Consider the following 23,662-nt stretch of genomic DNA (forward strand, 5'->3'; position numbering starts at 1 on the left):
AACTATAATAAAATGTGAAATGTCCTCTTGTTTTTGAATATCATTTTCTCGTTTATAAGATGCCATAATAGAGTTATCAAAAAGATATATGAGAAGGAGAGAAGGTGTTTTTTTGAATAAGTCTTTGAACAAAAAAGTAAGTCAAATTATCCAACAGAGAAATCTACATAGTATAATGAACAATACAAAATGGACAGAACTTATTTCTTCAATTATTCAAGAAATGCCATTCCCACCCGCTTTTGTTATTAAATATCTGACTTCTGAAACGAAACCATCAATAGATATGATGGCCTGCCATTATTACGGTGACTGGACAGGTGAGAATTTTCCATCTGTAGAGTACTATTTCAATATTGAATGGATGAAAGTACAGCCACGATATTATAAGCATAGAGGAAAACTTGTTAGTCCAGAGATTGTTGATGGAAGCAAAGAATTTGAAGCGATTTTAGATAAATGTCACATTCCTTATGAAATTGACAATGAAGTCTATTGTATTTATGGATATAAGTAATGAAGTGATAATTTCTATTTAGCAGATTATTAGGTGTCCAAATATGAACACCATTTTTAAACCTTGTATTCCAATAAGTAAGATGAGATAATAAAATTAATGAAAGAATAAATGAGAATTGATGGAGGTTCTTTTATGGATGATATGGTTATTGTTGTCATAATTGTAAATCTGATATATTTTGTAATTTGGATAGGTATAAATAAATTACGAAACTCAAATATAACGTTTATTAAAGAATGGGATAATGGCAATGAATTTTATGAATCTTTAAATGAGAATGATAAAAGAATATACTGGGAGCAAGATACACATATTCTCAATAGAGTTTTATTAATATTTTTTCCATTTATGAATTTGGCATTATTTCTCATTGATAATAAAAATTATTATTGGATAATTTGTTTAGTAATAGGATTGATTTTATCATGTATTTTAGGTGTATTAATGTCAATTAAATTAAGGAAAAGATTAGAATAGAAAAATCTTAGTTTCAACTTTAGTTTGTCTTTATAAAAATTTATGATTTTCATTACAAGACAAAAAAATAATTGTATTTTGTAATGGAGCTTCTCCGCTTGACGATGAAGCATTTGAGGAAATAAAAAAACATAATATGAAAGATGATCTCAAAAATATTCCTTGATTTTATAGCAGAGGTGGATGGGATTGAGAGGCAATGAGTTTTATAGATAGAAATATGTTAAACTGTTAAGAAAATCTATATTGAAAAAGGACCCAAATGAATTAGAAATATGGGAAAAGGCTTTGTTGTCTGTGGGCAATGAAAAATGTGATTGGATAGACAAAAAATATCTAAAGCCAATTTTAGAAGCAATAAACAAATAGATTCAATAAGAAAAGGGGATTTCATTGTGTTTGAGAGTATTGATGTTAAAAATGGAAAAATAACTTTTTGTGATATGGGTGACTATTTAAAAGAAGATTTATTTCAAGTCATATATCCAAATGATGTTATTGTTGACGTTGGATGGTATAACGGTGTTCATGGTTTTATTATTTTGGTCATTTCTTCGTTTGATTGGGAAAATCCAGTTATCAAATATGTTGTTTGCGATGAAACAAAAATGCTTTTAGTTTTACAGAAAGTAATTGATAAAATAGCTGAGAATTAGAATTTATGAAGGAAAATGACAAAAATGAAAACAGTAAATATTTTGAACGCTTTGAGGTTGTTGAAGTATTATAATAAGTAAATTGTTTTTATGCAGTGCATTGATTTTTTAGGCTAATAGTTTATTGAATATAGAAAAATTAACATTTAGCTAGGAGGGATAGGTTTGTATAATCGCTATGAAGATATTTCAAAGTTCATTATAGATATGGATCAACTGTGTGTTGCAGATGATGGGTATGTATATGTTTCTAAACAGGAAGATTATAATATTGCAGTAGATATGGAAAGCTCTTATGGCTCACTTGATGAAGTAAAGTCTTTTATTATTTATTTAGTGAAGCATATTTGTGAACTGGATAATCTCGTTCAACGTTTTAATCAGAAAAAAAGAATTAAAGATGGTGGGCGTGGGTATGTATGTCTTCCAAGCCCAGTAGGGGTTTTACGATTTGATTATTCACAGAGCATAGAGAATGATCCTTTCCCACAAGAAAAAGAGTTCCCTTATGAATTAGAAATTATTTATATGGAAAACCCCAATAGCATTGTATTTGATTACTGGAATACTAAAAATTGCAGTCAACTTGATATTACATTTGAATATAAAAAAGATAAATTTTTCTTGCGGAAGTTCGGTTATATTGATTGTATCCCTGATGGTTGGGAAGAAATAAATTCTAATTTATAGGGTTAAATACAATCCATTTTCCTATTTAGTGTAATGTTAATATATGTTGCTTGTCGCAACGGTCTTTTCTACCATATAATGGTGGTGAAAGGAGGGAATCACCGATGCTAAATGAAAACATCAAAGCAATCAGAAAATCTAAAGGACTTTCACAAGAAGAACTTGCCATCAAGTTAAATGTCGTAAGACAAACAATTTCTAAATGGGAACAAGGTTTGTCGGTTCCAGATGCTGATATGTTGATTTCTATATCAGAAGTCTTTGAAACACCTGTAAACATATTACTTGGAGAAAGTGTTGACGAGACAAGGGCTGACGACTTAAAAGTCATTTCAGAGAAACTTGAAGTCATAAATTTGCAACTTGCACATAGGAAAACAACGATTCAAAAAGTGATTCATTGGCTTTTTATTTCGTTGTGTGTAGTTATAGTATTCATTTTTTCTATTCTAATAACATTGAATAGTCCTTACTTAGGTTGGGATTATAACAATCCTGAAACCTCAGTTGCTGGAGTCATTTTTCACGCATTTGAGTGGCTGTTTGTTAGAATATCACCATTTGCTTTGTTTGGAGCAATTCTTGGGATTTGTATGACACGAAAGAAAGTGTGAAACTATTTAGATTTAAAAATGTATTTTGAGAGATTGTTAAATTACTATTTGCATAGTGATTTAAAGATAAAGGAGGATAAGGTTATGGGAATTTGGATGATTAAGTAATAGCAAGGAGTATCTAAGCTATTACACCTTGCTAATTATAAATAACTAAAATGATTAGGAGGTATAAATTTATGTCATATTTTCATTATCAAGATAAAAAAATTTATTATAGAGAAGTAGGTCAAGGTAAACCACTCATAATGCTACATGGTGATGCTGTATCATCTGTCATGTTTGAGATGTTATTACCATTATATCAAGAACAATTTCATGTCATTTTAATTGATTTTTTAGGAAATGGGAAATCAGATAGAGTTGACAGTTTACCATCAAATCTATGGATTACACAAGCTGATCAAGTGATTGCTTTGATAGAACATTTGAAATTAAAAAAGGTAAATGTTTTAGGAACGAGTGGCGGAGCATGGGCTGCTATAAATACAGCATTAAAAAGACCAGAACTTGTCAATAAAGTTATTGCAGATAGTTTTGATGGAAGAAGTTTAGATGATAGTTTTGTTGAAGAACTTCTAAAAGAAAGAACATTTGCAAAACAAGATGTTGATGGAAGGGAGTTTTATGAGTGGTGTCAAGGAGATGATTGGGAAGTTGTTGTTGATCTCAACACACAAGCATTAGTGGAATGTGCAACAAAGAAGGAAGCACTATTTATTAAACCATTAGAAACACTGAAAGTTCCAATTCTTTTTATAGGCAGTCAGCAAGATGATATGTGTAGAAAAGATATGTATTTGGAATATAAAGAGATGAGTAAACTTGTTGAAGATGGAACGATATATATGTTTGATTCTGGGGCACATCCAGCTATTGTAAGTAATGCTGAACAATTTTCAAGTATCGTTTTGAAGTTTATATAGAAATCATTATAAACAGAAAACAGTTAGTCAAATGAAATGACTGACTGTTTTTAAATTAAATATAATTTTGATATGTTAAGGTGCCTTAAAGTCAAATAGTTATGTATTCAATTAAAATTATATTTGAAAGTTATTAAAAAAGCAAAGCTAAGATCATGAAAGTTTAATGATAAAATCATACATCGGAATCTCTTTTTTACAATATGTCCACAATATAATTTTAATAGACGAAATATCTCCTTTTAATAAGAATATCCCGTTTTAAAACTAAAGACAGAAAAAGAGGGCTCATAAATATTTAATATACCTAAAAAGAATTTCTTTCCAATAGACACTAGTGATAAGTTTAATTTAAAAAAATGTAGTTCAAAAAAGAGAGATTGGAAGAAGAATCAAATTCATTTTAAATGCTAGTTACCATAAATTGGGTCTCATATTATAATTTTATTTTAACTTATAGAATTATATTTTAACATCATCAGTATTAAAATATAAAAAAATAAGTTAAAAAGGTGATGCTATGAATGCAATTGAAGTGCTAGGATTAAAAATTGAAGTAAATGATTGGAAATATAACAATCATTTACCATTATATATTACTAATACATATACAATTAAAAAGGTATTAATAAATAATGTATATGCTCTTATGCTTTTACCTAATGAAGAATTACCGAATACTCCTGCTTTAAAAAAACATATTTCGAGAATACAAAATATAGAAAATTTACCTGTGTTTTTAAAACTTGAGATATTATCTGAGTACAGAAAAAATAATCTCTTAACAAATCAAATTCCATTTATATATTTAGATAAATTAATTTATCTCCCATTTTTAGGGACGGTTTTAGCTAAAACGAATTTGAACTCAAAAAAACCAATTGAAAAATTCACATTATCTACTCAACTTTTATTTATCTGGATTATGTATCAAAACACTGATAAATATTATATATCAGAAGCAATTTCTAAATTAAATTTTTCAAATATGACATTAACACGTGCATATCGTCAGTTAGTAAATAGTGGATTATTTTGTGAAGCTAAAGATGTTAGAAAAATATATTTAACATCTATTTATAGTAAGAAAGAACTTTTTGAAAAAGCAAAACCATATTTGACTTCACAAATTTTAAAAACAGGATACATAAATAAAAAAATTTTACCAAAGAGAATTTTGTGTGGTGAGTCTTTATTAAGTGAACTTTCATTATTAACTCCTCCAAGGATAGCAGAATATGCAGTATATCATAATAAGATAGATAAATTGTTGTTAACAAATGAATTAATAGATCCAAATGAACAAGTTAAAGTTGAACTTTGGAATTATGATCCACTTTTATTTTCAAAGGATAATGAGACTACAGATATCATATCTTTAGTTATCTCATTATTTGAAACAGAAGATGAGAGAATTGAAATTGTTCTTGAACAATTATTAGAAAAAATATGGAAGGAGAAAAGTTTGTAATAGGAATAGAGAAATTCAAAGAATATTTTAGTGGCTATGAAGATCAATATGTTATTATAGGTGGAACAGCTTGTGAATTATTAATGGAAAATGAGGAACTGGATTTTAGGGCTACAAAAGATATAGATATTGTTATTATTCTTGAATCCTTAACAAAAGAATTTGGAAAAATATTTTGGGATTTTATTTTAGAAGCTGGCTATCAGCATATTAATAAGGGAACAGGGAAAGCGCAATTTTATCGATTTTATAAGCTTAAGCCATCAAATTACCCAGCTATGATAGAAATATTTTCAAAAAATCAAGATTGGATATCTTTAGATAAAATGGAAGGAATTGTGCCTATTCATATTGATAATTCTATTTCAAGTCTTTCAGCAATTCTATTAAATGAATCTTATTATAATTTTTTAATAAATGGAACTGGTGTTATTGATGGTATGTCTGTTTTAAATGCAGAACATATTATCCCATTTAAAGCAAAAGCATGGTTAGATTTAACTGAAAGAAAAGCTAATGGTGAACATGTGGATAGCCGAGATATAAAAAAACATAAAAATGATGTTTTAGAGTTATTGTATCAATTTTATAAAATTAGAGAAATACAATATATAAGATAATTGATAATAAAAATCAATGATAATGAGTTAGTATATATTATTCTTTCATAAGAAAATTATCAATTTTATCAGTATTAGCTATTAAGATGAATCATTAACGAACATGAAGAATAAATTTATGTTTTTATTCTCTTAGATTATTTTGCTTTATTGCAATTTATTAATATCATGTTTAATAAGAAAAGTAACAGACCAGTCTCGCATGGTTTTGTTGCTTTTTTATGCTACAACAATGAGAAAAAGCCAAAATGTTACTATTTAATAATTTGTATTTCTGTTTAAAAGATGTCATAATGAAGTATATAAATTTAAATTTATGGAGGTAAATATGCTTATTAATTTTAATGAAATACCAGAAAGAACTGCACCAGGAATGAACGGTGGAACAGGAGAAATGACAGCAAAGATGTTTATGGATAATGGTGGTAAAATCATTCCCTGCCGTATTCATATGGGAGGATCTATTGGCTTATATAGACATGAAACAAGTGATGATATCAACTATATTATTTCTGGTACTGGTTATGCTATTTGTGATGGAAAAGAAGAAATTCTTACGGCAGGAACTTGTCATATATGTAAAAAAGGTTCTGAACATAGCATTGTCAATACAGGGAATGAAGATTTAGTTATGATTACGATTGTCGTAGAGCGATAAATTGTTAGTGGATATATTAAAAAACAATTGAGAGTAATGTGTTTTGAAATTAAGATAAACTAAAATTTGTGAGGAAAAATCTATGATTGATGTGTTAAGTCATTTAAACCATATATTTCAGTTAGTAGCAGTCGAAAAATCTTCTGATGAAGAAGCAATTGCAAGTTTAATAGCTTCTTCAGAAATTGTAGTGCCAGATGAATACTTAAACTTAATTCTAAAGAATTCAGAGTTTGAATTTGCAGTATCCAATACTCAATATATACGTATATGGGGAGCAAGTGGGTGCATAGAGATGAATGAAGCTTATCATATTCAAAAATATATTCCTCAATCACTTGCTATCGGAGATGATGAGGGAGGGAATGCTCTTATTTATGCTACGGGGCAAGAAGGATTTGGTGTTTATGTTGTAGCATTTAATGATCTTGATATTGACGAGATGAAATATGTTTCGGATTCATTGATATCATTGCTTGTCAACGGAATGGGTGTTGAGACATTGATAAATCTATAAATATGAAGTTATTTTGAACAATTTGAATACTGTTTATTGTCTTGTGTTATTGTTTATAAGGTGTCATAATAGGGTTAACAAGTCATTAAATTAGAAATTTGGAGGCACTATATGAGTATATATAAGTCGCAAAAAGGGCGTGAAGAATCACTTTTACTATATGATAAACAATTATTAAAATTAGGAAAGTCTTTTTTAGACATTTATGTAGAGACATCATTTGGAAAAACTCATATAGTTGAAACTGGAAATAAGAAAGGAATCCCATTGCTTGTTTTTCATGGTGGGAATAGTACAACTGCATATAATTTATTGATGTGTCGATTTTTATTAGAGGATTTTCACATATATGCGGTTGATACAATCGGACATCCAGGAAAAAGTGATGAAGTGTGTTTATCACATAGAGGATATGATTATGGAAAGTGGGCAAGTGAAGTCATTGATCAATTGGGATATGACAAAATTGCCTGTTTTGGTATTTCATTTGGTGGTGGTATATTAGCCAAGCTCATATGTGTTGCGCCAGAAAAAGTTAAAAAATCAGTTTTGATTGTGCCTGCTGGAATAAGTAACGCTTTGCCTATCTCATCAGTAAAAATGATGATACCTTTATTACAATATCGTATGACAAAGAAAAAGAAATATCTTATTAAAACAGCATTATTTATGGCATTACATGAGGATGTCCTTGATGAAGATACTTTAGATACTGTTAAAGATAGTTTTGATAATGTGAAAACAAAGGTTGGAATGCCAACAAATATTGAAGAACAAAAATTATCTGGATATCATTCACCCACACTTGTTATTGCTTCTGAAAAAGATTGTTTATTTCCTGCTAAAAAAGTTTTAGCAAGAGCAAAACAAATTTTTACTGATTGCAGAATTTATGAACTCAAAGAAAGTGGACATATGCATATCTTGCCACCAAGTATTAAAAATACGATAGTAGAGTTTTTAAAAGAATCATCATAAAATCTTCATTTTATGTTTTAACAATAGCATGCTTGAATATTGAGTTAAAATTTGTTGATATCATATTGTTTATTGAAACAAGATAGTAAACTAACTTTGCCCGGTGAGTTACCATCTTTTTTCTAAATATTTTTATTTATACAATATTATAATAATTCAAATACTTATAAATATTTAAAGAAATAGAAAAAGAATATGTAGTTCAATTAAAACTACATTAAATTTTAAATAGTCTTGATAATGATTATAGTGTTCGTTGTTGAATATTATTATATTTATCTTGTTTAAATAAATTAAAAATGTAATCATAAATAGAGAAAATCTTTTTAGTAAGGAGAAAATAGATGAGTCATTATGTAATTGAAAATAAATTAACTAATCTCATACCAATCGTAAATCCAGGTTTAAAAGGAAAACAGGGAATTGAAGCAGCATTACTTTATAGAATCCTTCCCTGCAAAGAAATAGATTCATCAGATTTAGTTAAAGAAGCATATCAACTTTACTATGATGAACCTATTCCAGCTTATTCAGATACTATATTGAATGCATTTATACCATTTAGAGACTTTTGTGTATCAAAATTATTATTACTTAGCCGAGATGATAGAACTTATTATCCATTAAAAAATGGAACATATAGAAATGATTTAAATGAATTGATATACTTATATTTAGATGATATTTTTTATGGATATGAAGATTTAAGACATTTGTTTGATCGATATTTTGACCTTATGTATTCTTTTTCTAATTTCATGCCAGTGCCTGCTTTTTTTAATGGAACAAAAACAAGAAAAGGAAAAGGTGATTGGAGACTCAATAAAGATTATCCATCAATGTATTTAAAAAATCTTAACGATGAAAATTCTCAGATTTGTAATCGAATTGAAAATAAACAATGGCTAGATGAAAATATGGAAAAATATAAAGTAAAAGCTATGTATAGTTTACAACCACCTTATGATATTAAAGAATATTATGGAAACAACGATGATAAATTGGATATGTTAAAAGAATTTATTATGCAAGCAATAAAATTGATAGAAAATAGATTAAAATAAGACTATGTTTAAATGGGGGGATAAAAATGAATTTTGTATTTTTGCTATGCTCAATCTTTTTATTAATATTATCAATTCCACTATTATTTGGGAAAATGTCAAATATCATTGCTGGATATAATACAATGAATGATAAACAAAAAGAACAATATGATGAATTAAAGTTATGTCGAATAATTGCAATGATAATTATAGGATTAGCGATTATATTACTTTTAGGCGCTTTGTATATAATCAGTTCAACTAATACTATATTAGTAGGTATATCAGAAATAATGATAGGAGTAATTGTCGGAAATTTTTTTGCTAAGGAGAAGTAATATATGAAAAAGATTTATTCTGTATTAACGAATAAATCTTTTTCATTTTCAAAATTTTCTCTTTTTAATGATATTTTAATATGATTTAAAGATGAACTATCTAGCTCATAAAATAACTTATAATTCTTTGACATAGCAAGAATACTTTTCTCTATATTGTCAATTTGTGAAATAATATCATCAGAACAAAATATTTTGATCACAGTAAAACAAGATTTTTCAGTAATATAAACTGTAAGTTTAGAATGAGCATTTAAACAATTAAAGACAATATTTTTAGAAATATAAAACATTCTATGATTTAATGCGTCAATTTCATGTTTGACATTTTTTATTGAATTTATTTGTTGTAATTCAAATTTTCTGAGTTGTTGTGACTTTTCAAATTCAATTTTATTAAGTTTATTAAGATGATATAATTTCTATATAACTAAATTGAAATAAATAGGAGGTAAAAATGAAATTAGGATATTTTGTTTCAAAAAAGATTGATCAGTTAACAAAAAAAGCAGATAGTGCTATGCAATGTGGTAAATATTTAAAAGCCATTGCATATTATAAGAAAATAATAGAGATATTGCCTGAACCTAAAGAACAATGGGAAGCATACGAGTGGGGTGTAGTATCTATTGCTGATACATATTATATTATCGAAGATTATAATAAAGCAGAGTTATATTTTAATAAAATTATAAATACAGCAGTAAATCCTTTTATTTTCTTAAGATATGGGCAAACACAATATTATTTAAATAAAATAGAACTAGCTAAAAAATATTTAGAAAAGGTATATGAATTAGAAGGGGAAGAAATCTTTAAACAAGATGATCCTTGTTTCTTGAGACTAGCTATTGAATCTAGTAAAGCAACAAATAAAATTAAAGAAAATGATGATGGTTTTGAGAATCTATTTAGGTTACCCTTGGAATATCAGTATCTGGAAAAAGAATATATGAGTTTACAATATCTTTGGAAACCTATTGATTGGGATGAAATATACAATCAGTACAATTTATTCTTTGAGAAAATCCCAGAAGAACTATATTCTAATTCTATATCATTTCTTTGTGCTTCTGCGATACTAGAATCTGCAATAAATTTAGGTAAAACAGAAGTGTTTGAAAAATGGTTAACCATGATTGAAAGACTGTCACAAAACAGAAAAGATGTTGAAGTGGTGGAAATATGGAAAGGGATTTGTGAACTTTATAAAGGAAATAAAGAAGAAGCGTTGAAATTTTTTAGATTAGCAGAAGAAAAAGGTACAGATAGAATATTGAAACATTTTAGACATTTTGGTAATGATATATATGATTTTTATTTGAAAAATATTTAAGAACCAATTCTTATTGTATTTATTTTTTAAAGATGTCATACTATGAAAAAGCGTAAGATAAAGTGATATCTGGAGAGGGCATGAATATGAATAAAGAATTGTATGATATGATATTGAAAAGAAAATCATTTCATTTATTTAGAAATGTTGGAAATCATAACATTTCTATAGATGAGATTGAAAAAATTAAACAAATGTATGAAACTTTTGTACCTTTGTATCCTGATATAAAAACAACAATCAAGATTGTAGCAGCCAATGAAACAACTTGTAAACGTGGACAACAGTTTTGTATTTTGTTATATAGTGAAAAGAAAGATAACTATTTACAAAACATTGGGTATCTTGGTGAACAATTAGATTTATATTTGGTTTCACAAAATATAGGAACATTATGGTTTGGCATAGGTAAAACTGATGAACCCTCATTTGAAGGTCTTGATTTTGTGATTATGATAGCTATGTCAAAAATTGATGATGAGAAAAAATTTCGTAAAGATATGTTTAAAAGCAAACGTAAGACTATGGATGAAATCTGGCAAGGAGAACTGATCAGTGGTGTTAGTGAAATTGTGAGATTTGCTCCGAGTGCCTGTAATACACAACCATGGATTGTAGAACATGTAGATAACAAACTTTATGTTTATCGATATAAAAAACCAGGGAAAAGAGGAATTATGCCAGCAGATAAAGTTGTATTTTATAATCAGATTGATATGGGAATATTCTTATGCTTTCTTGACTTATGTTTACAACATACAAAAAATTCTTATGAAGTAACATTATTTATAGATAACGGATCACAAGAAGAAAAAATAATGAATGCAGAATATAAATTGTTATAATAAATTTATAAGGAGGACAATGAAATGAATTTATTTGGTTTAAAAAAGAAAAAGGATGAAAATTTTGAATTGAACTTAATCAATTATTTCAACAGTAAAAATATTTATCCAAATCCAGTTCAATTATTATTGCCAGAAGCAGTAGGATTATTAAATATAAATGAAAATTGGAAAGGTATATTATCAAATTGTTCAAGAAAAGAAAGAGTTCATAAAACTATTGAATTATGGAAAGAATCAACAAGTCAGTTTAGTAAAATAATAGATGTATTCAAAAGCAAGTTAATATCTATAGATACTATCCTTTATAATAAAGAACTCTATGTGGTATATTCTTTAAAAGCTTATGATGGTTTGATTTATTATTTAGGAAAATTACCAAGAGAATCATATGAAAATTCAATAATGAATAAACTTCCTAAAGAAATACAAGATTTTTATTTACATATTCATGATGGTTTTGTTTTATTCCCTGATGAATGTATGGGACCTGTGAGTTCAGATAAATTTTATTGTTTGGGGGATGATTTATTACAAAGTGAATTTTTAGATGATTATTCTGTTAAAGATACATATATGATCTTTTCAAATGGTGGTGGCGATGGAATTGTTTATGATTTAAGTCAAAATCCACCTAAAGGATTCACTTATTTTCATGGTAATTATGAGGATTGTGACTTTGAGAATAATCCAATTGATGTGATGTGTGAATGGATGAAAATAGGATTAAATGGTGAATAATAGATTTATTTCAATAAGGAGTATGGATGAATATGAGAGATAGTCTTAAAAGATTTTATGAGTATTTAGAATCTGATGAAGATTTAATGTATTGTGTTCGTATTCAGGTGGAATGGAACGAAGAAGCTTTTCTAAAGATGAAACGATTATCTAGAGAAGTCATGAAAGATTATGCTCACGAAGATAATTATCCAAAACGCTTTATTGCTTATTTTATGTGGGAAATTCCTACCATTATCGATATCCTTTCACAGTTTAAACACTGTTCAAAAAAAGATAAATCAAAAGGATATACTGATGAAACATATCACATAATGATTACAGAAAAAATCGATCAATTAAAAAAACTTCAACAAGAGTTTATAAGTTCATTGAATGTGTATTAAGTGTTCATTTATGAATTTTTGTTTATTGGATATGATGTTCATATTTGAACATCTTTTTATTTACTTGTTTTCATACTTAGAAGATGTCATAATTTAAAAAAGATGAATAGTTAAGCTTTAAGAAAGTTCGTAAAACAAATGAATTATCAATAACATGAAATATAAATGTTTTTAAATCACAAAGAAATTTTAATATCATAAATATAAAGCAATAAAACACTTTATAGAATCAATTTAAGATGATTTGCAACTATAATTTGCGCAATTGAGTGTGTATAGTAGGTCGTATGCAACTTTAAGAAAAGTTATGATTGAGTTACAGTCAGAAACGACTGAAATATGAAGGAGGATAAAAATATGAGTGTATCAAAACAACTTATTCATTTAAGAAATGTGAAGGGCATTTCTCAAGAAGAATTGGCTTCTTTGATGAATGTGACAAGACAAGCTGTATCTAAATGGGAGACGGATCAAGCTTTACCAGACAGTGAAAAAATTATTCGTTTAAGTGAGATTTTTGGTGTTACCACAGATTATTTATTGAAGGGAAAGGAAAATGATCCAATCGATATTTATTCACAACATGATTCAAAAGCTGGAACAGATATGTCAGCAGAGGTTACAGAAATTATAGATAATGTTCATCAGATGACAACAACAAAAAGATGTTTAATCGGAATAGGGATTTTCATTTTTGTAGTCATTGTTATTGTGGGTATTATCTTTATAATGAAAATGTAATTGTTATTTATGAATAAGCTTTTATTAAAACAATAAGGTGTTCATTTGGACACCTTTTTTCTTGTTATCTCATAGTAACAATGTCATAATATAAAAAATGAAGTAAATAAGGATATTCTTCAAGGAGAAATAAATATGCGAAGAAAAGATAGAGAAGTTACTGATTTTCATGAAATGATTGATATTATGAAAAAGTGTGATAGTTGTATTGTTGCTATGAATGATAGGGATTTTCCTTATGTTGTTCCAATGAATTTTGGATTAGAAGTTCAGGGAGAACAAGTCTTTTTATATTTCCATTGTGCAATGGAAGGAAAGAAACTTGATTTATTAAAAAAAGATAATCGTGTCACATTTGAGATGGATTGTGATCATAACTTTATTTTATATGAAGAAAGAATGAGTTGTACAATGGGATATTCAAGTGTTATTGGACATGGAACAATTGATAAAGTTGCAGATGAGGATAAGTATGATGCTCTTAAAATAATAATGAGACAATATCATGCAGAGGATTTTAAATTCAATACAGATATGATGAAAGTCACAACAGTTTTAAGATTGACTGTTACGGATATAACGGCTAAACGTAACCATTAATATCTATTAATCATTTAAAAAGAAATGGGAGGGGATATGATGACAAATGAACAAAGAGCAGAAGCCTTGATTCAAAAATATGGATTTGATTTTAAAAAGATTTCAAAAGAAGAAATACGTTTATTAATTAAAACAGAGATTACTCATTTTCAAGAAGGAAGCAGTGAATATTTGCGTTTATTATGTGGTTATCTTTATTGCATAGGGGATATATCTGATGTGAGCTTAATTGAAAGAGCCAAATATGATCTTAATATGGATGTTGGTTGTATGATTGACCAGGAATGGATTGATAGTTTAAAAAATGGTGGTATTGAAGATGAATATGTCAGAACCAGAGATGAAATTATAAAATCTTTTATTTTCTATTATAAAGATTTTAAAGCTGAAGATTATGAAATGTATTTATAAAGAGAAAAAAATGAGCACTTTACGACAATTCAAAGGGGTATTAGTGATAGGAATAATGTAATATGAATAAGAAGGATGGAATAATGGATATGGATAAAAAAGCAAAAGATATTTTACTAAAAACATATTGGTCAAGTTCAGGATGGAAAAATCAACCCTATACAGATCCACTTGATTTTGAATATGCAAAAGCTAAAGGTTTAATGTTTGATCCTATCACAATAACACATGATGAATGTATAAAAAGAATCATTGAAATTATTGATACAATTACCCTAGAACAAGTTACTAAAGCATTTTTATGTAGTTTATCAACACGTCGATTGGATTATCGTTCAGCGATTGCTTCATACAGTATTGCAAAATTATTGATTCCTCATCTATATACGCCAGTTATCTCAGGACATTTTTATCAAGATGGAGAGATTGCGGAAAAATCTCATACTTGTCAAATCTGTCGTGATTTAAAATATGGTATTATTGGAAACGAATATTATCAAGATGTTGATTTAAATGTACTTAATTTTGAACGTATCAAATGGGGTGGAGTTCGTCGTGGTGAACTCATTTATATTCTTTTTGATTTAGAACAATTCATTAAAGAGGATATTTTAGAACCAACAAAGCAAGATTGTGAAATCTTTAAAAATATACTTAAAATGATTCAAACATGTCAACCCAATGATTATCCCAGTGTATTATGTGAGAAAATCAAAGATATTCCTTTCTTTCGATCAAACAAAAACGAAAGATCAATGCTTATTGAAATATTGGCATGTATAGGAATATTAAAACCGGGTTCATATAATAGAACAGTAAAAAATAAAAACGATTGGACCTTTGCTGAATTTTGGCGAGGAGAAGATAGCTATAACAAGGAGATAGTTGATCAATATTTTAGTCAATATTTATTATCGTTTAAGGAGTAAAAGAAAATGACAGAAAAAGAAGCAGTTGAAATTGCTAAGCCTATTGTTAAACAAGTTGTAGATGCTTTGTCAAAAAGAAGATATCAAGATATTTGTCATTATGCAAAACTATATCAAATATCACAACAAACATTGCAGGAAACAATTGAAGAATACTTAACATTAAATGGATTACCTTACATTGATGCATTTGATGTCCCTTGTGATCTTTCTTCAAATGATGACTATCAACAACTTGATTGTGTTGTCTATAATGATGGCAGTGGTTTTACGCTTGATTATGCACTAACAACAGATTCCAATTTCAATGATTTAACTTTACAAATGGAATTTATTTGGACTGAAGAAGATATTATAGAAGCAAGAATTCTAGATGTCCATGTTTTATAAAAAATGATTATTCATTTTATGAGAGGAGGAATTCAATTGATAAGTTCTATATACCGAGGTATATTTTGGATCATATGTCACTATGATGAAGAAAGTTATCCAATATTTGAACCATTTGATTTACTCGCTTTTAAAGTTGAATGTGATGAAAATGGCAATATAATTAGATCATACAATTCAATTAAATGCGAAATCAGGAACATCTTTTAATCATAAAATGCAATAGAATCAATTACCTAAAAAATTAACAAAAAACCATTCTTATCAATATTATCCTCGTGGACGAGTAGAAATAAGACATGGAAAAGCTATTATCTTTCTGAATCCTATTCTTAATCAAGAAATGATTATTGATAAAATATGTTTGGAATTTCATTTGAACTGTGAAAAGATAAAACAAATTGAAGTGAAGTTAGATAGCTCTTATCATTATCATTGTTATTATGATGATGCATCAATATATTAAAAAGGAGAATTTATATGAATTGGAATCATTATTTATTAGAAGAAGAAAATCCCAATCATCCTTATGTAGACTTAGGTCAACTTGAAGGAACCGTTCAAGGAATATATGACTTATCCCAAGTACCTCAAAAGACAAAAGTCTTATCATTAAAAATGCCCCTTAAAAAATATAAACTGACTTACAGTCATTATGAATCAATCTATGAAAATCCAAATATCGAAGCAATCTACTTAAATGAAGTCAATGAAGAAATCATGAATCTTTTAAAAACACTTCCCAATCTTAAATATTTACATATCGCTTGTCTAAAACAAGAGTCAATCATGGATTTATCTTCGCTTTCTCATTTAGAAGTCTTGATTCTATCAACTATAACAAAACTCAACAATATAGACTTTTTATCTGGATTAAAGAATTTAAAAACATTATATATAAGAGATTTTAAGAATTTATATGATTTATCTCCATTATCCAAATTAACCTCTTTACAAGAATTACATTTATCGAGTGGAGGAATGAGTGGAGTAGGAAAACCAATAAAAAGTGTAGAACCATTATCAAGTCTTAAAGAATTACAATATTTATTCTTTGTTTTAGCGATTGAAAATAATGATATTTCACCAATATTTTCATTAAATAAATTAAAATATTTAAAGCTGTTACCACGTTATTATCAAAAAGACCAGCTGAAATTATTACAAGAAAAATTACCCAATACAATGATTGAATAAGGAGATGATTGTAATGATAGAAAAAACAATTTTTCCAGATGATTATGGTATAGCATTTCTTTCTGTTGATTTATTTATGGAAGAAATAAAAAAGAAAAAATGTAAAGCAAGAAAATTTATATCTTATTTTAATAAACATATGGATATTTATTTTGAATTGATTGATAAAGGAATTATAGTTCCGTTTCATCCTGTTAATGCAGGTGATGTTCCTATTTTTATAGAAACAGAAAGTCAGAATTTTGTGTGTCCTCAAGGATATCAAAAAATATTTCAATATGATGATTTTTATTTAAAGGTTGGACCACAAGGTATTGTGACTCTAGCTAGTTTTGGATATCTAGAATATTATGGAAAGAATATAGCTAGTGGAGAAACAAAACGCAGTTATTTTGATTTAGAAGGTAATGAGAGCTTTAGTGCTATAGATTTTCCTCTTGCTCAGGGAGAATATCAGTTTTCATTGATTGCTCTTAAAAAGATTGATAGAACTGAATATGAAATCAAATATGATAAAGGGTATGCTTATGGCTTTTATTTTAGTCAACCACAAGATATGATTAAAGATAATTTAGAAAAATGTGATGATGATCACTATGATTTTCGTTTGATGTCATCAAATCAGGGAGGAAAAATATGCGTAATGATGTAGAAAATATTATTAAAGAATTTCATCTTGATCGAAAACGTATTTTTGAAGTCTCGAAATTCAAATATGCATCAATTATTCACCAAATAGAAAAGACATTTGTTAAAAATGGTCAACATATTCATTGGTCTAATATGGGAAATGGATTTCAATCTCAATGGTCTTGTATTTATAAAGATATCAGTCAACAAATGAACTGGTATCACTTACTTCCTCAAATCATTTTAGATAATAAAGAACCCATCTATGTTCTTTTTGAAGATACAGTTGATTATCAACCAAAATATTGGGTTTATGAAATGTATATTCCAGAACTCATTGTAGTGATCGATAATAGTAATCCTGATGATTTTTATCTTGTTTCTAAAAAATATGATTGGTTAATAAGTGAGTGTCATGAAGAAGTTGTTTGTTTTTTAGGCGATAAGCTTAACTATCAAGTTATAAAATAAACTGAAAGGAAAAAATACAATGTTAACAATACAAGATATGTTTCAAAATCAATCAAAAATAGATGAAGGTGTATTGGTGGAAGTTTCTGATCAATTATGGAAATTAGGAAGTCTACAGGAAATAAAAGAAAAAGTAAGTGAAGATCTTTTTGTGGTCCATGTTGGGATAAATATGATTGGAAATTGGAAAAATGATGGTTGGTGGTGTTTGATATGTGAACAGGCATACCTTGTGCCTTATATTCCAGATGTTTTAAAAATTTTTGGTTTAGAAGAAATGAAAACTGTTTTTGAAAGTATTATTTCTTTATTTCCAGAGTATACAACTTTCTCAAATGAAGATGAAAGTTATTATGATATTGTTAATTTTTTACAGAATGCTCATTTCAAAGTTAATGATGAAAGATTAAATCATATAACAATTGAAAATCGAAAAGCAATGGTAAGATTAATCCATCAAAGATTAGATAGACTAGAAGATATCACTGATCCTTTATGGGGTTATGGAAGTCAATGTGATGGGTGGAAGTCAGTATTAGATTTTATTGCTTTAAAGATATAGAAAAGTCGAGGTATTCATTATGTATGAGGGAAGTAGAAAAAAACAACGTGGTCAAAAACGTAAGTTAGAAAAAATGTTTTCTTATATTGATTGTTTTGAACCTTGTTGGAATCAGGATGTTTTGTATGAACATTTTCATGTTCCAAGTGATCCATTTATAGAAAGGGCAAAAACATCAAATCAAGTGAAAAGAAGCTTTTATCAAAAATGGTTATCCACAACAAAAAAATTTATTGAAGAAAAACCACAAGATTTAAAGTTTTGTAAGATTGTTGCTTTATTATCAATTCCTAATCTTTGGAGCAGTGAAATCATTATTTTTTTTGATAAGAGTTATTATGAGTCTTTTTTTGAACGTCATGACGATTATCAAAAATGGATTTTGATAGAGAATGATTCATTTGCAAAAAGACAAAGCTTAAATATTGATCTTTGTGAAATGGGAATAAGACAATTTATAAATGATGAAGGTGACATATTTACTAATGAATTGTGGTTTTATGGTGAAGTTGTAGAGTTTATTTCATAATTAAATATTTATTGATGAAGGGAGATTAAAGTTTTATGGAATTGCAATTTTATAGTGTTGCTGTTTGTTATACGAATTGTGTTGAATCACTTATGGATGAAATGCATTCACTTGAAAAGTTGGCTTTGTCATGGGATTTTCCTTATGATATTTCAATAACTGTACGTTGTGGCAAGAATGTAGGGCGAACATTTCGACGATTTTATCAAAAAGAACAGACTTTAATGCTTGATATTCGTCAAGAAGATAGTGATTATATGGTTCTATCTAAAAATGAACAGAGAGAACATTTAGGAAAATTGATATATTCTTACTTAAAAGAAAGTATAAAAAAATATCCCCAGTTTGCGACAATATCCCAACAAGAATATTTGATAACTAGGTTTGAACAATGGATGAAAGAAAATAATTGGTTAGATGGTAAAATTGAAAAAGCTAGAATTATGTTAAAGGCTAACCAAGATACAAATGAAGTAGCTGAGACTTTGAAAATGTCTTTAGCAGAAGTAGAAGATATCCTTATTCATATGGATGAAACTGAAAAAAGAGAAGAAATACATTCAGATAATCAAAAAGCTATAAAAGATTGTAATTGGACATATTAAAAATAAATATGCTTTTTATTATTTAAATACAAGTCAAGACACTTTTAAAAAAGTGTCTTTTAAATTTATATAAAAGTGATAAACACTTTTTATTGTGACTAATTTGTGATAAAATAACAAAAATGAAAGGAAATTCAATTCATCTTTTTGAAAGGAGAATTTTATGAAAAAGCATTTACTATTATTTATTAATTCACTTTTGGTATTAATATTAGTGATTGGTTTTACTTTAACTGCTTTTATGAGTCAACAAACATATAAACCAGTAATTGAAGATGATATTGAAAATATCTCAAAATTAACGGCATCTAATATTTATGCAGAAATTAAGGGAGATATGATGAAACCATTATTTGTGGCTCAAACAATGGCTTCAGATTCATTTTTAAAAAATTGGTTATATGCCGAAAAGAAAAATCCTCAAGATACAAATCATCAAAAACAGATGAAAGAATATTTGAATACATATCGTCAAAAGTATCAATATGATTCGGTTTTTACGATTTCAGCATATAGCAATACTTACTTTTATTATGATGGGGTTAATAAGGTTGTCAGCCCAGAAAATGAACATGATGATTGGTATTATGATTTTGTTGATAGTCAATTACCTTATCGTTTGAATATTGATACAGATGAAGTGAATGCTAATGAATTAACAGTTTTTGTAGACTGTCGAATTGAAGGTAAAGATGGTGAATTTTTAGGGGTTACGGGGGTTGGAGTTAAGATGAGTAAGTTACAAGACTTACTTAAGAAATATGAAACGGATTATGATTTACAAGCAATCCTTATTGATCAAAGTGGAAAAATAACTGTCAGTTCTGATTCACATAAGATAGAAAATATAAATGTTTTTGATGATACGATTTTAAAAGAATTTAAAACCCAGATTTTAGAGGATAAAAAATCATTTCAAATGAATTGGTATCCTCAATCAGAGGCAAATCAATGTATTATTTCTTGTTATGTAGATAATTTAAATTGGTATTTGATTGTAACCAAGGATACGCAACCATTACGTACATCATTTCAAGAATTAATTAAAAAAGATATTTTCATTATGATGATTATGTTAGTCATGTTATTGATGTTAATTACTTTTATTATTCGTTGGTATAATAAACGTTTATCATTATTATTAAATATTGATCATTTAACTGGTTTACCAAATCAACAATCTTTTAAAGAAAAATTTGAATGTCTTAATGAATCAGAAAAATGTGTTATCTTTATGTTCGATTTAGATCATTTCAAATCTATTAATGATACAGATGGACACTTAGAAGGTAATCGTATTTTATCCCAAATTGCTTCAGCATTAAAAGAATCAATGAATGGTTATGGAATTGCTGCACGTTGGGGTGGGGATGAGTTTATTGGTGTTTTTAAATGTCCATTATCAAAAGCTCAGGATATTTTACAAAGAATGCAACTTCAACTCCAACATGAATGTCATTTTAGTGGCGGAGCTGTCACGATAAGTATTGGGATGACTGAGATTTTAGCTGATATGAGTTTGGATGATTTGACGAAATTAGCGGATGAGGCTTTATATGAAGCTAAGGCTTATGGGGGAAATACAATCGTTATAAAATAAAAAGTAGCTACGGCTACTTTTTAATTACATTTGAACATAATTCTTTCCATTTCGTTTTGCAATATAGAGACGTTGATCAGCTTCTTCAAAAATATCTTTTAAAGATTCAAATATATTTTCTCTAAAACAACATCCTATAGAAATCGTAAAATGAATATCTTTATCACCAATATGCAATAGACATGATTCACATTCATAACGAATCTGTTCAGCAATTTGATAAAGCTGTTCAATGGTTATATCATTTATCAATAAGATAAATTCCTCTCCTCCAAATCGAGCAATAATCCCGTGTTGTTTATACTTATCCATAATTTGAGTAACTTTTCGAATGACTTCATCACCTTGAATATGCCCATAAGTATCATTAATGACTTTAAAATCATCAATATCAATCATCAAAGCACCTATCGATTGATGATTCTCTTTAGCCTTTAAAAGCATACTTTCACCTTGTTGCATTAATGCACTACGATTATAAGTCCCTGTTAAATAATCAAAACTTGCTTTCACCAACGCTTCTTCAAAACGATATATATTTTGTAATGCAATAGCAACATAATCAGCAAAAACCTGTAAAAGACTTTGATCAGTTTGACTAAAAAAGTTGATTTGGAATGAACCAAAATAGATAACTGCTAATAAATTATTTTGATAAGTTATCGGCTGTAAAAGAACAGAACGTAAATTCTTTTGATAAAGCTCTCCTAAATCAATACAAGTTGAATCGCCTTCAAGAATATTTGAATAAGTAATAGATTGTCGCTCATCTACACACTTTTGTAATAAAGAATTTTGAGATGAAAAAATGGTATTATCTAAAGATTTAAATTCTGTTTTTTGTTCATCATAAAGAAGTAAACGACAAATATCAAATTTAAAGATTTGAGGAAGTCTTTCTTTAATAACGTCAATCAATTGATTTCTTGTTAATGAAGATGTTACGATTTTACCAAAAGAAGTAATATCAAGTAATCTTTGATATAAAACTTCGTACGATAACATCCGATTCTTTTGCCAAACATCTTCCAATTCATGACGATACATATCATCAATAAACCTGACATATTGATGACTTCGTATACGCGCTTCATTTAAATGCTTGTAAGCTTCTTTATATTGCCCTTGTTTAGCTTTAAGAAAAGACATTTCTTCTCGAATACGCAATTTATTTCCAAGTAAATTATTAAAATTATCATAAACAATCTGATAATAGATTTCAGCCTTTTCAAAATCTTCCATAAATAAATAATAACGAGCATAAACCAAATAAACTTCAGCATTATCCAATAAATCATTATCTTCAAAAGAATATGTCTTTTGTAAAACCTCAAAACAACGTTTTGCTTCTTCACGATTTTCTTCTAACATAGCAATTTCAACCGAAAACTTATTAAAAATCTGAAGATTAAATAGTTCTGTTTGTTGCAGATAAGAAGCATATTCCTTTAAAATTTCTTTTGCCTTTTTAACTTCTTTTGCACTGATACATAAGTTCATTAATAAAAAGATTGTGACAATATAATTACTATCACCAATAATATCATGCTTTTGTAACGTTTCTTCAACTTGCTGGATAGCTTTTTTATAAAGTCCAAACTCAGCTAAAATAATTGCTCCATTATTTAAAAAAGCCGAATAATAAGTTATTCTTCCATTCTTTTCAGCCATCGGCATGGCTTTAAGAATCTCCATATAAGCTCCACCATAGTTTTCCTTAAGAATCTCCACCAGAACTGCATTATTAGCAACAGTTAAAATACCTTCCATATTTTCATAACCAGGAATTTGCATAAATAGTTCACGGGCTTTTTCATTATAGGCAATGGCCTTATCTAAATCTCTTGTATAATAAAGATAAAACCACATCGCATAACCTAATGCTATTGAATAGGTATAATTTTGTTTTTTAGCAATGGCTTGAAATTGTTCTAAAATTGGAAAAAGTTCATCTTGTAAACCAATGTTTTCTAAGACTAATCTTTTTAATTTTGTATTGACTTCTTCTGTTTTTTCAAATTGTTCAAAATATTCATTAAAAGTTCTTTGTAATTCTTCTCTCATCATATAATCCTCTAATCATATTTCTATCATACACTATTTTTATTTTGAAATATAGCGAAAGCAAGAAATTAATCAAATATTACTTATAAAAACGAATAAACATTATCACATAGA

Annotated in this window: 30 protein-coding genes; 29 read left to right on the plus strand and 1 reads right to left on the minus strand. The window is 27.7% G+C overall.

Annotated features, from left to right (window positions below; genetic code table 11):
• Positions 1-112: 112 nt before the first annotated feature.
• From EDD60_RS13335 to EDD60_RS13480, 29 genes are all read left to right on the plus strand, one after another.
• Positions 113-517: a DUF6678 family protein gene (locus EDD60_RS13335; protein ID WP_066443462.1), complete on the plus strand. Its 405-nt coding sequence runs from the start codon at positions 113-115 to the stop codon at positions 515-517.
• A 135-nt stretch (positions 518-652) separates the two neighbouring features.
• A complete protein-coding gene (locus EDD60_RS13340) occupies positions 653-997 on the plus strand; it encodes a hypothetical protein (protein ID WP_066443459.1) in 345 nt (114 codons plus the stop codon).
• A 395-nt stretch (positions 998-1,392) separates the two neighbouring features.
• Complete coding sequence (locus EDD60_RS13345; RefSeq protein WP_066443456.1) at positions 1,393-1,653, plus strand: hypothetical protein; 261 nt, start codon at positions 1,393-1,395, stop codon at positions 1,651-1,653.
• Positions 1,654-1,818: 165 nt separating this feature from the next.
• Positions 1,819-2,343 carry a hypothetical protein gene (locus EDD60_RS13350; protein WP_066443453.1) on the plus strand — a complete coding sequence of 175 codons (525 nt, stop codon included), beginning with the start codon at positions 1,819-1,821 and terminating at the stop codon, positions 2,341-2,343.
• A 104-nt stretch (positions 2,344-2,447) separates the two neighbouring features.
• The gene (locus EDD60_RS13355) at positions 2,448-2,957 is read left to right on the plus strand and encodes a helix-turn-helix domain-containing protein (RefSeq protein WP_066443450.1); all 510 of its coding nucleotides are present in this window, start codon (positions 2,448-2,450) and stop codon (positions 2,955-2,957) included.
• Between the two features lie 179 nt (positions 2,958-3,136).
• Positions 3,137-3,883, plus strand: a complete 747-nt coding sequence (locus EDD60_RS13360; RefSeq protein WP_066443447.1) for an alpha/beta fold hydrolase — start codon at positions 3,137-3,139, stop codon at positions 3,881-3,883.
• Positions 3,884-4,403: 520 nt separating this feature from the next.
• Complete coding sequence (locus EDD60_RS13365; RefSeq protein ID WP_066443444.1) at positions 4,404-5,354, plus strand: hypothetical protein; 951 nt, start codon at positions 4,404-4,406, stop codon at positions 5,352-5,354.
• Positions 5,333-5,974, plus strand: a complete 642-nt coding sequence (locus EDD60_RS13370; protein WP_066443442.1) for a hypothetical protein — start codon at positions 5,333-5,335, stop codon at positions 5,972-5,974. The genes EDD60_RS13365 and EDD60_RS13370 overlap by 22 nt, the downstream gene beginning before the upstream one ends.
• Before the next feature lie 328 nt (positions 5,975-6,302).
• Positions 6,303-6,632, plus strand: a complete 330-nt coding sequence (locus tag EDD60_RS16505) for a cupin domain-containing protein (RefSeq protein WP_066443441.1) — start codon at positions 6,303-6,305, stop codon at positions 6,630-6,632.
• Positions 6,633-6,714: 82 nt separating this feature from the next.
• A complete protein-coding gene (locus tag EDD60_RS13380; protein WP_207905366.1) occupies positions 6,715-7,149 on the plus strand; it encodes an SMI1/KNR4 family protein in 435 nt (144 codons plus the stop codon).
• A 111-nt stretch (positions 7,150-7,260) separates the two neighbouring features.
• Entirely contained in the window at positions 7,261-8,127 is an 867-nt protein-coding gene (locus EDD60_RS13385) for an alpha/beta fold hydrolase (RefSeq protein ID WP_066443439.1), read from the plus strand.
• 344 nt (positions 8,128-8,471) lie between these two features.
• Positions 8,472-9,191, plus strand: coding sequence for a hypothetical protein (locus EDD60_RS13390; protein ID WP_066443436.1), 720 nt, complete (start codon positions 8,472-8,474; stop codon positions 9,189-9,191).
• 26 nt (positions 9,192-9,217) lie between these two features.
• Complete coding sequence (locus EDD60_RS13395) at positions 9,218-9,511, plus strand: DUF3784 domain-containing protein (protein ID WP_066443434.1); 294 nt, start codon at positions 9,218-9,220, stop codon at positions 9,509-9,511.
• Positions 9,512-9,968: 457 nt separating this feature from the next.
• Complete coding sequence (locus EDD60_RS13405; RefSeq protein WP_066443431.1) at positions 9,969-10,847, plus strand: tetratricopeptide repeat protein; 879 nt, start codon at positions 9,969-9,971, stop codon at positions 10,845-10,847.
• An 86-nt stretch (positions 10,848-10,933) separates the two neighbouring features.
• Entirely contained in the window at positions 10,934-11,692 is a 759-nt protein-coding gene (locus EDD60_RS13410) for a nitroreductase family protein (protein ID WP_243646690.1), read from the plus strand.
• Between the two features lie 24 nt (positions 11,693-11,716).
• Positions 11,717-12,433 carry an SMI1/KNR4 family protein gene (locus tag EDD60_RS13415; protein WP_066443426.1) on the plus strand — a complete coding sequence of 239 codons (717 nt, stop codon included), beginning with the start codon at positions 11,717-11,719 and terminating at the stop codon, positions 12,431-12,433.
• Between the two features lie 26 nt (positions 12,434-12,459).
• On the plus strand, positions 12,460-12,819 hold the full coding sequence (locus EDD60_RS13420) for a hypothetical protein (RefSeq protein WP_066443423.1): 360 nt from the start codon (positions 12,460-12,462) through the stop codon (positions 12,817-12,819).
• A 357-nt stretch (positions 12,820-13,176) separates the two neighbouring features.
• Positions 13,177-13,560, plus strand: a complete 384-nt coding sequence (locus tag EDD60_RS13425; RefSeq protein WP_066443418.1) for a helix-turn-helix domain-containing protein — start codon at positions 13,177-13,179, stop codon at positions 13,558-13,560.
• Between the two features lie 135 nt (positions 13,561-13,695).
• Positions 13,696-14,160 carry a pyridoxamine 5'-phosphate oxidase family protein gene (locus tag EDD60_RS13430; protein WP_066443415.1) on the plus strand — a complete coding sequence of 155 codons (465 nt, stop codon included), beginning with the start codon at positions 13,696-13,698 and terminating at the stop codon, positions 14,158-14,160.
• A 36-nt stretch (positions 14,161-14,196) separates the two neighbouring features.
• Entirely contained in the window at positions 14,197-14,571 is a 375-nt protein-coding gene (locus tag EDD60_RS13435; RefSeq protein ID WP_207905368.1) for a hypothetical protein, read from the plus strand.
• A gap of 62 nt (positions 14,572-14,633) precedes the next feature.
• On the plus strand, positions 14,634-15,500 hold the full coding sequence (locus tag EDD60_RS13440; protein ID WP_207905370.1) for a hypothetical protein: 867 nt from the start codon (positions 14,634-14,636) through the stop codon (positions 15,498-15,500).
• A gap of 6 nt (positions 15,501-15,506) precedes the next feature.
• A complete protein-coding gene (locus tag EDD60_RS13445) occupies positions 15,507-15,890 on the plus strand; it encodes a DUF7668 domain-containing protein (protein ID WP_066445232.1) in 384 nt (127 codons plus the stop codon).
• Between the two features lie 480 nt (positions 15,891-16,370).
• Positions 16,371-17,087 (plus strand): leucine-rich repeat domain-containing protein, encoded by a 717-nt coding sequence (locus tag EDD60_RS13450; RefSeq protein ID WP_066445228.1) that lies wholly within the window; start codon positions 16,371-16,373, stop codon positions 17,085-17,087.
• Positions 17,088-17,100: 13 nt separating this feature from the next.
• Positions 17,101-17,739 (plus strand): hypothetical protein, encoded by a 639-nt coding sequence (locus tag EDD60_RS13455; protein ID WP_132226496.1) that lies wholly within the window; start codon positions 17,101-17,103, stop codon positions 17,737-17,739.
• The gene (locus EDD60_RS13460) at positions 17,724-18,188 is read left to right on the plus strand and encodes a DUF6756 family protein (RefSeq protein ID WP_066445220.1); all 465 of its coding nucleotides are present in this window, start codon (positions 17,724-17,726) and stop codon (positions 18,186-18,188) included. The genes EDD60_RS13455 and EDD60_RS13460 overlap by 16 nt, the downstream gene beginning before the upstream one ends.
• A 19-nt stretch (positions 18,189-18,207) precedes the next feature.
• Complete coding sequence (locus tag EDD60_RS13465; RefSeq protein ID WP_066445219.1) at positions 18,208-18,750, plus strand: hypothetical protein; 543 nt, start codon at positions 18,208-18,210, stop codon at positions 18,748-18,750.
• A gap of 19 nt (positions 18,751-18,769) precedes the next feature.
• The gene (locus EDD60_RS13470) at positions 18,770-19,279 is read left to right on the plus strand and encodes a DUF3916 domain-containing protein (protein ID WP_066445216.1); all 510 of its coding nucleotides are present in this window, start codon (positions 18,770-18,772) and stop codon (positions 19,277-19,279) included.
• A gap of 35 nt (positions 19,280-19,314) precedes the next feature.
• A complete protein-coding gene (locus tag EDD60_RS13475) occupies positions 19,315-19,884 on the plus strand; it encodes a hypothetical protein (protein WP_066445214.1) in 570 nt (189 codons plus the stop codon).
• Positions 19,885-20,047: 163 nt separating this feature from the next.
• Entirely contained in the window at positions 20,048-21,484 is a 1,437-nt protein-coding gene (locus EDD60_RS13480) for a sensor domain-containing diguanylate cyclase (protein WP_066445212.1), read from the plus strand.
• Positions 21,485-21,508: 24 nt separating this feature from the next.
• Here the strand turns inward: EDD60_RS13480 and EDD60_RS13485 are convergent, their stop codons facing one another.
• Positions 21,509-23,548 (minus strand): sensor domain-containing diguanylate cyclase, encoded by a 2,040-nt coding sequence (locus tag EDD60_RS13485; protein WP_066445234.1) that lies wholly within the window; start codon positions 23,546-23,548, stop codon positions 21,509-21,511.
• Between the last annotated feature and the right edge of the window lie 114 nt (positions 23,549-23,662).

Origin of the sequence: Longibaculum muris (assembly GCF_004343035.1) — a bacterium.
Lineage (GTDB): Bacteria > Bacillota_I > Bacilli_A > Erysipelotrichales > Coprobacillaceae > Longibaculum > Longibaculum muris.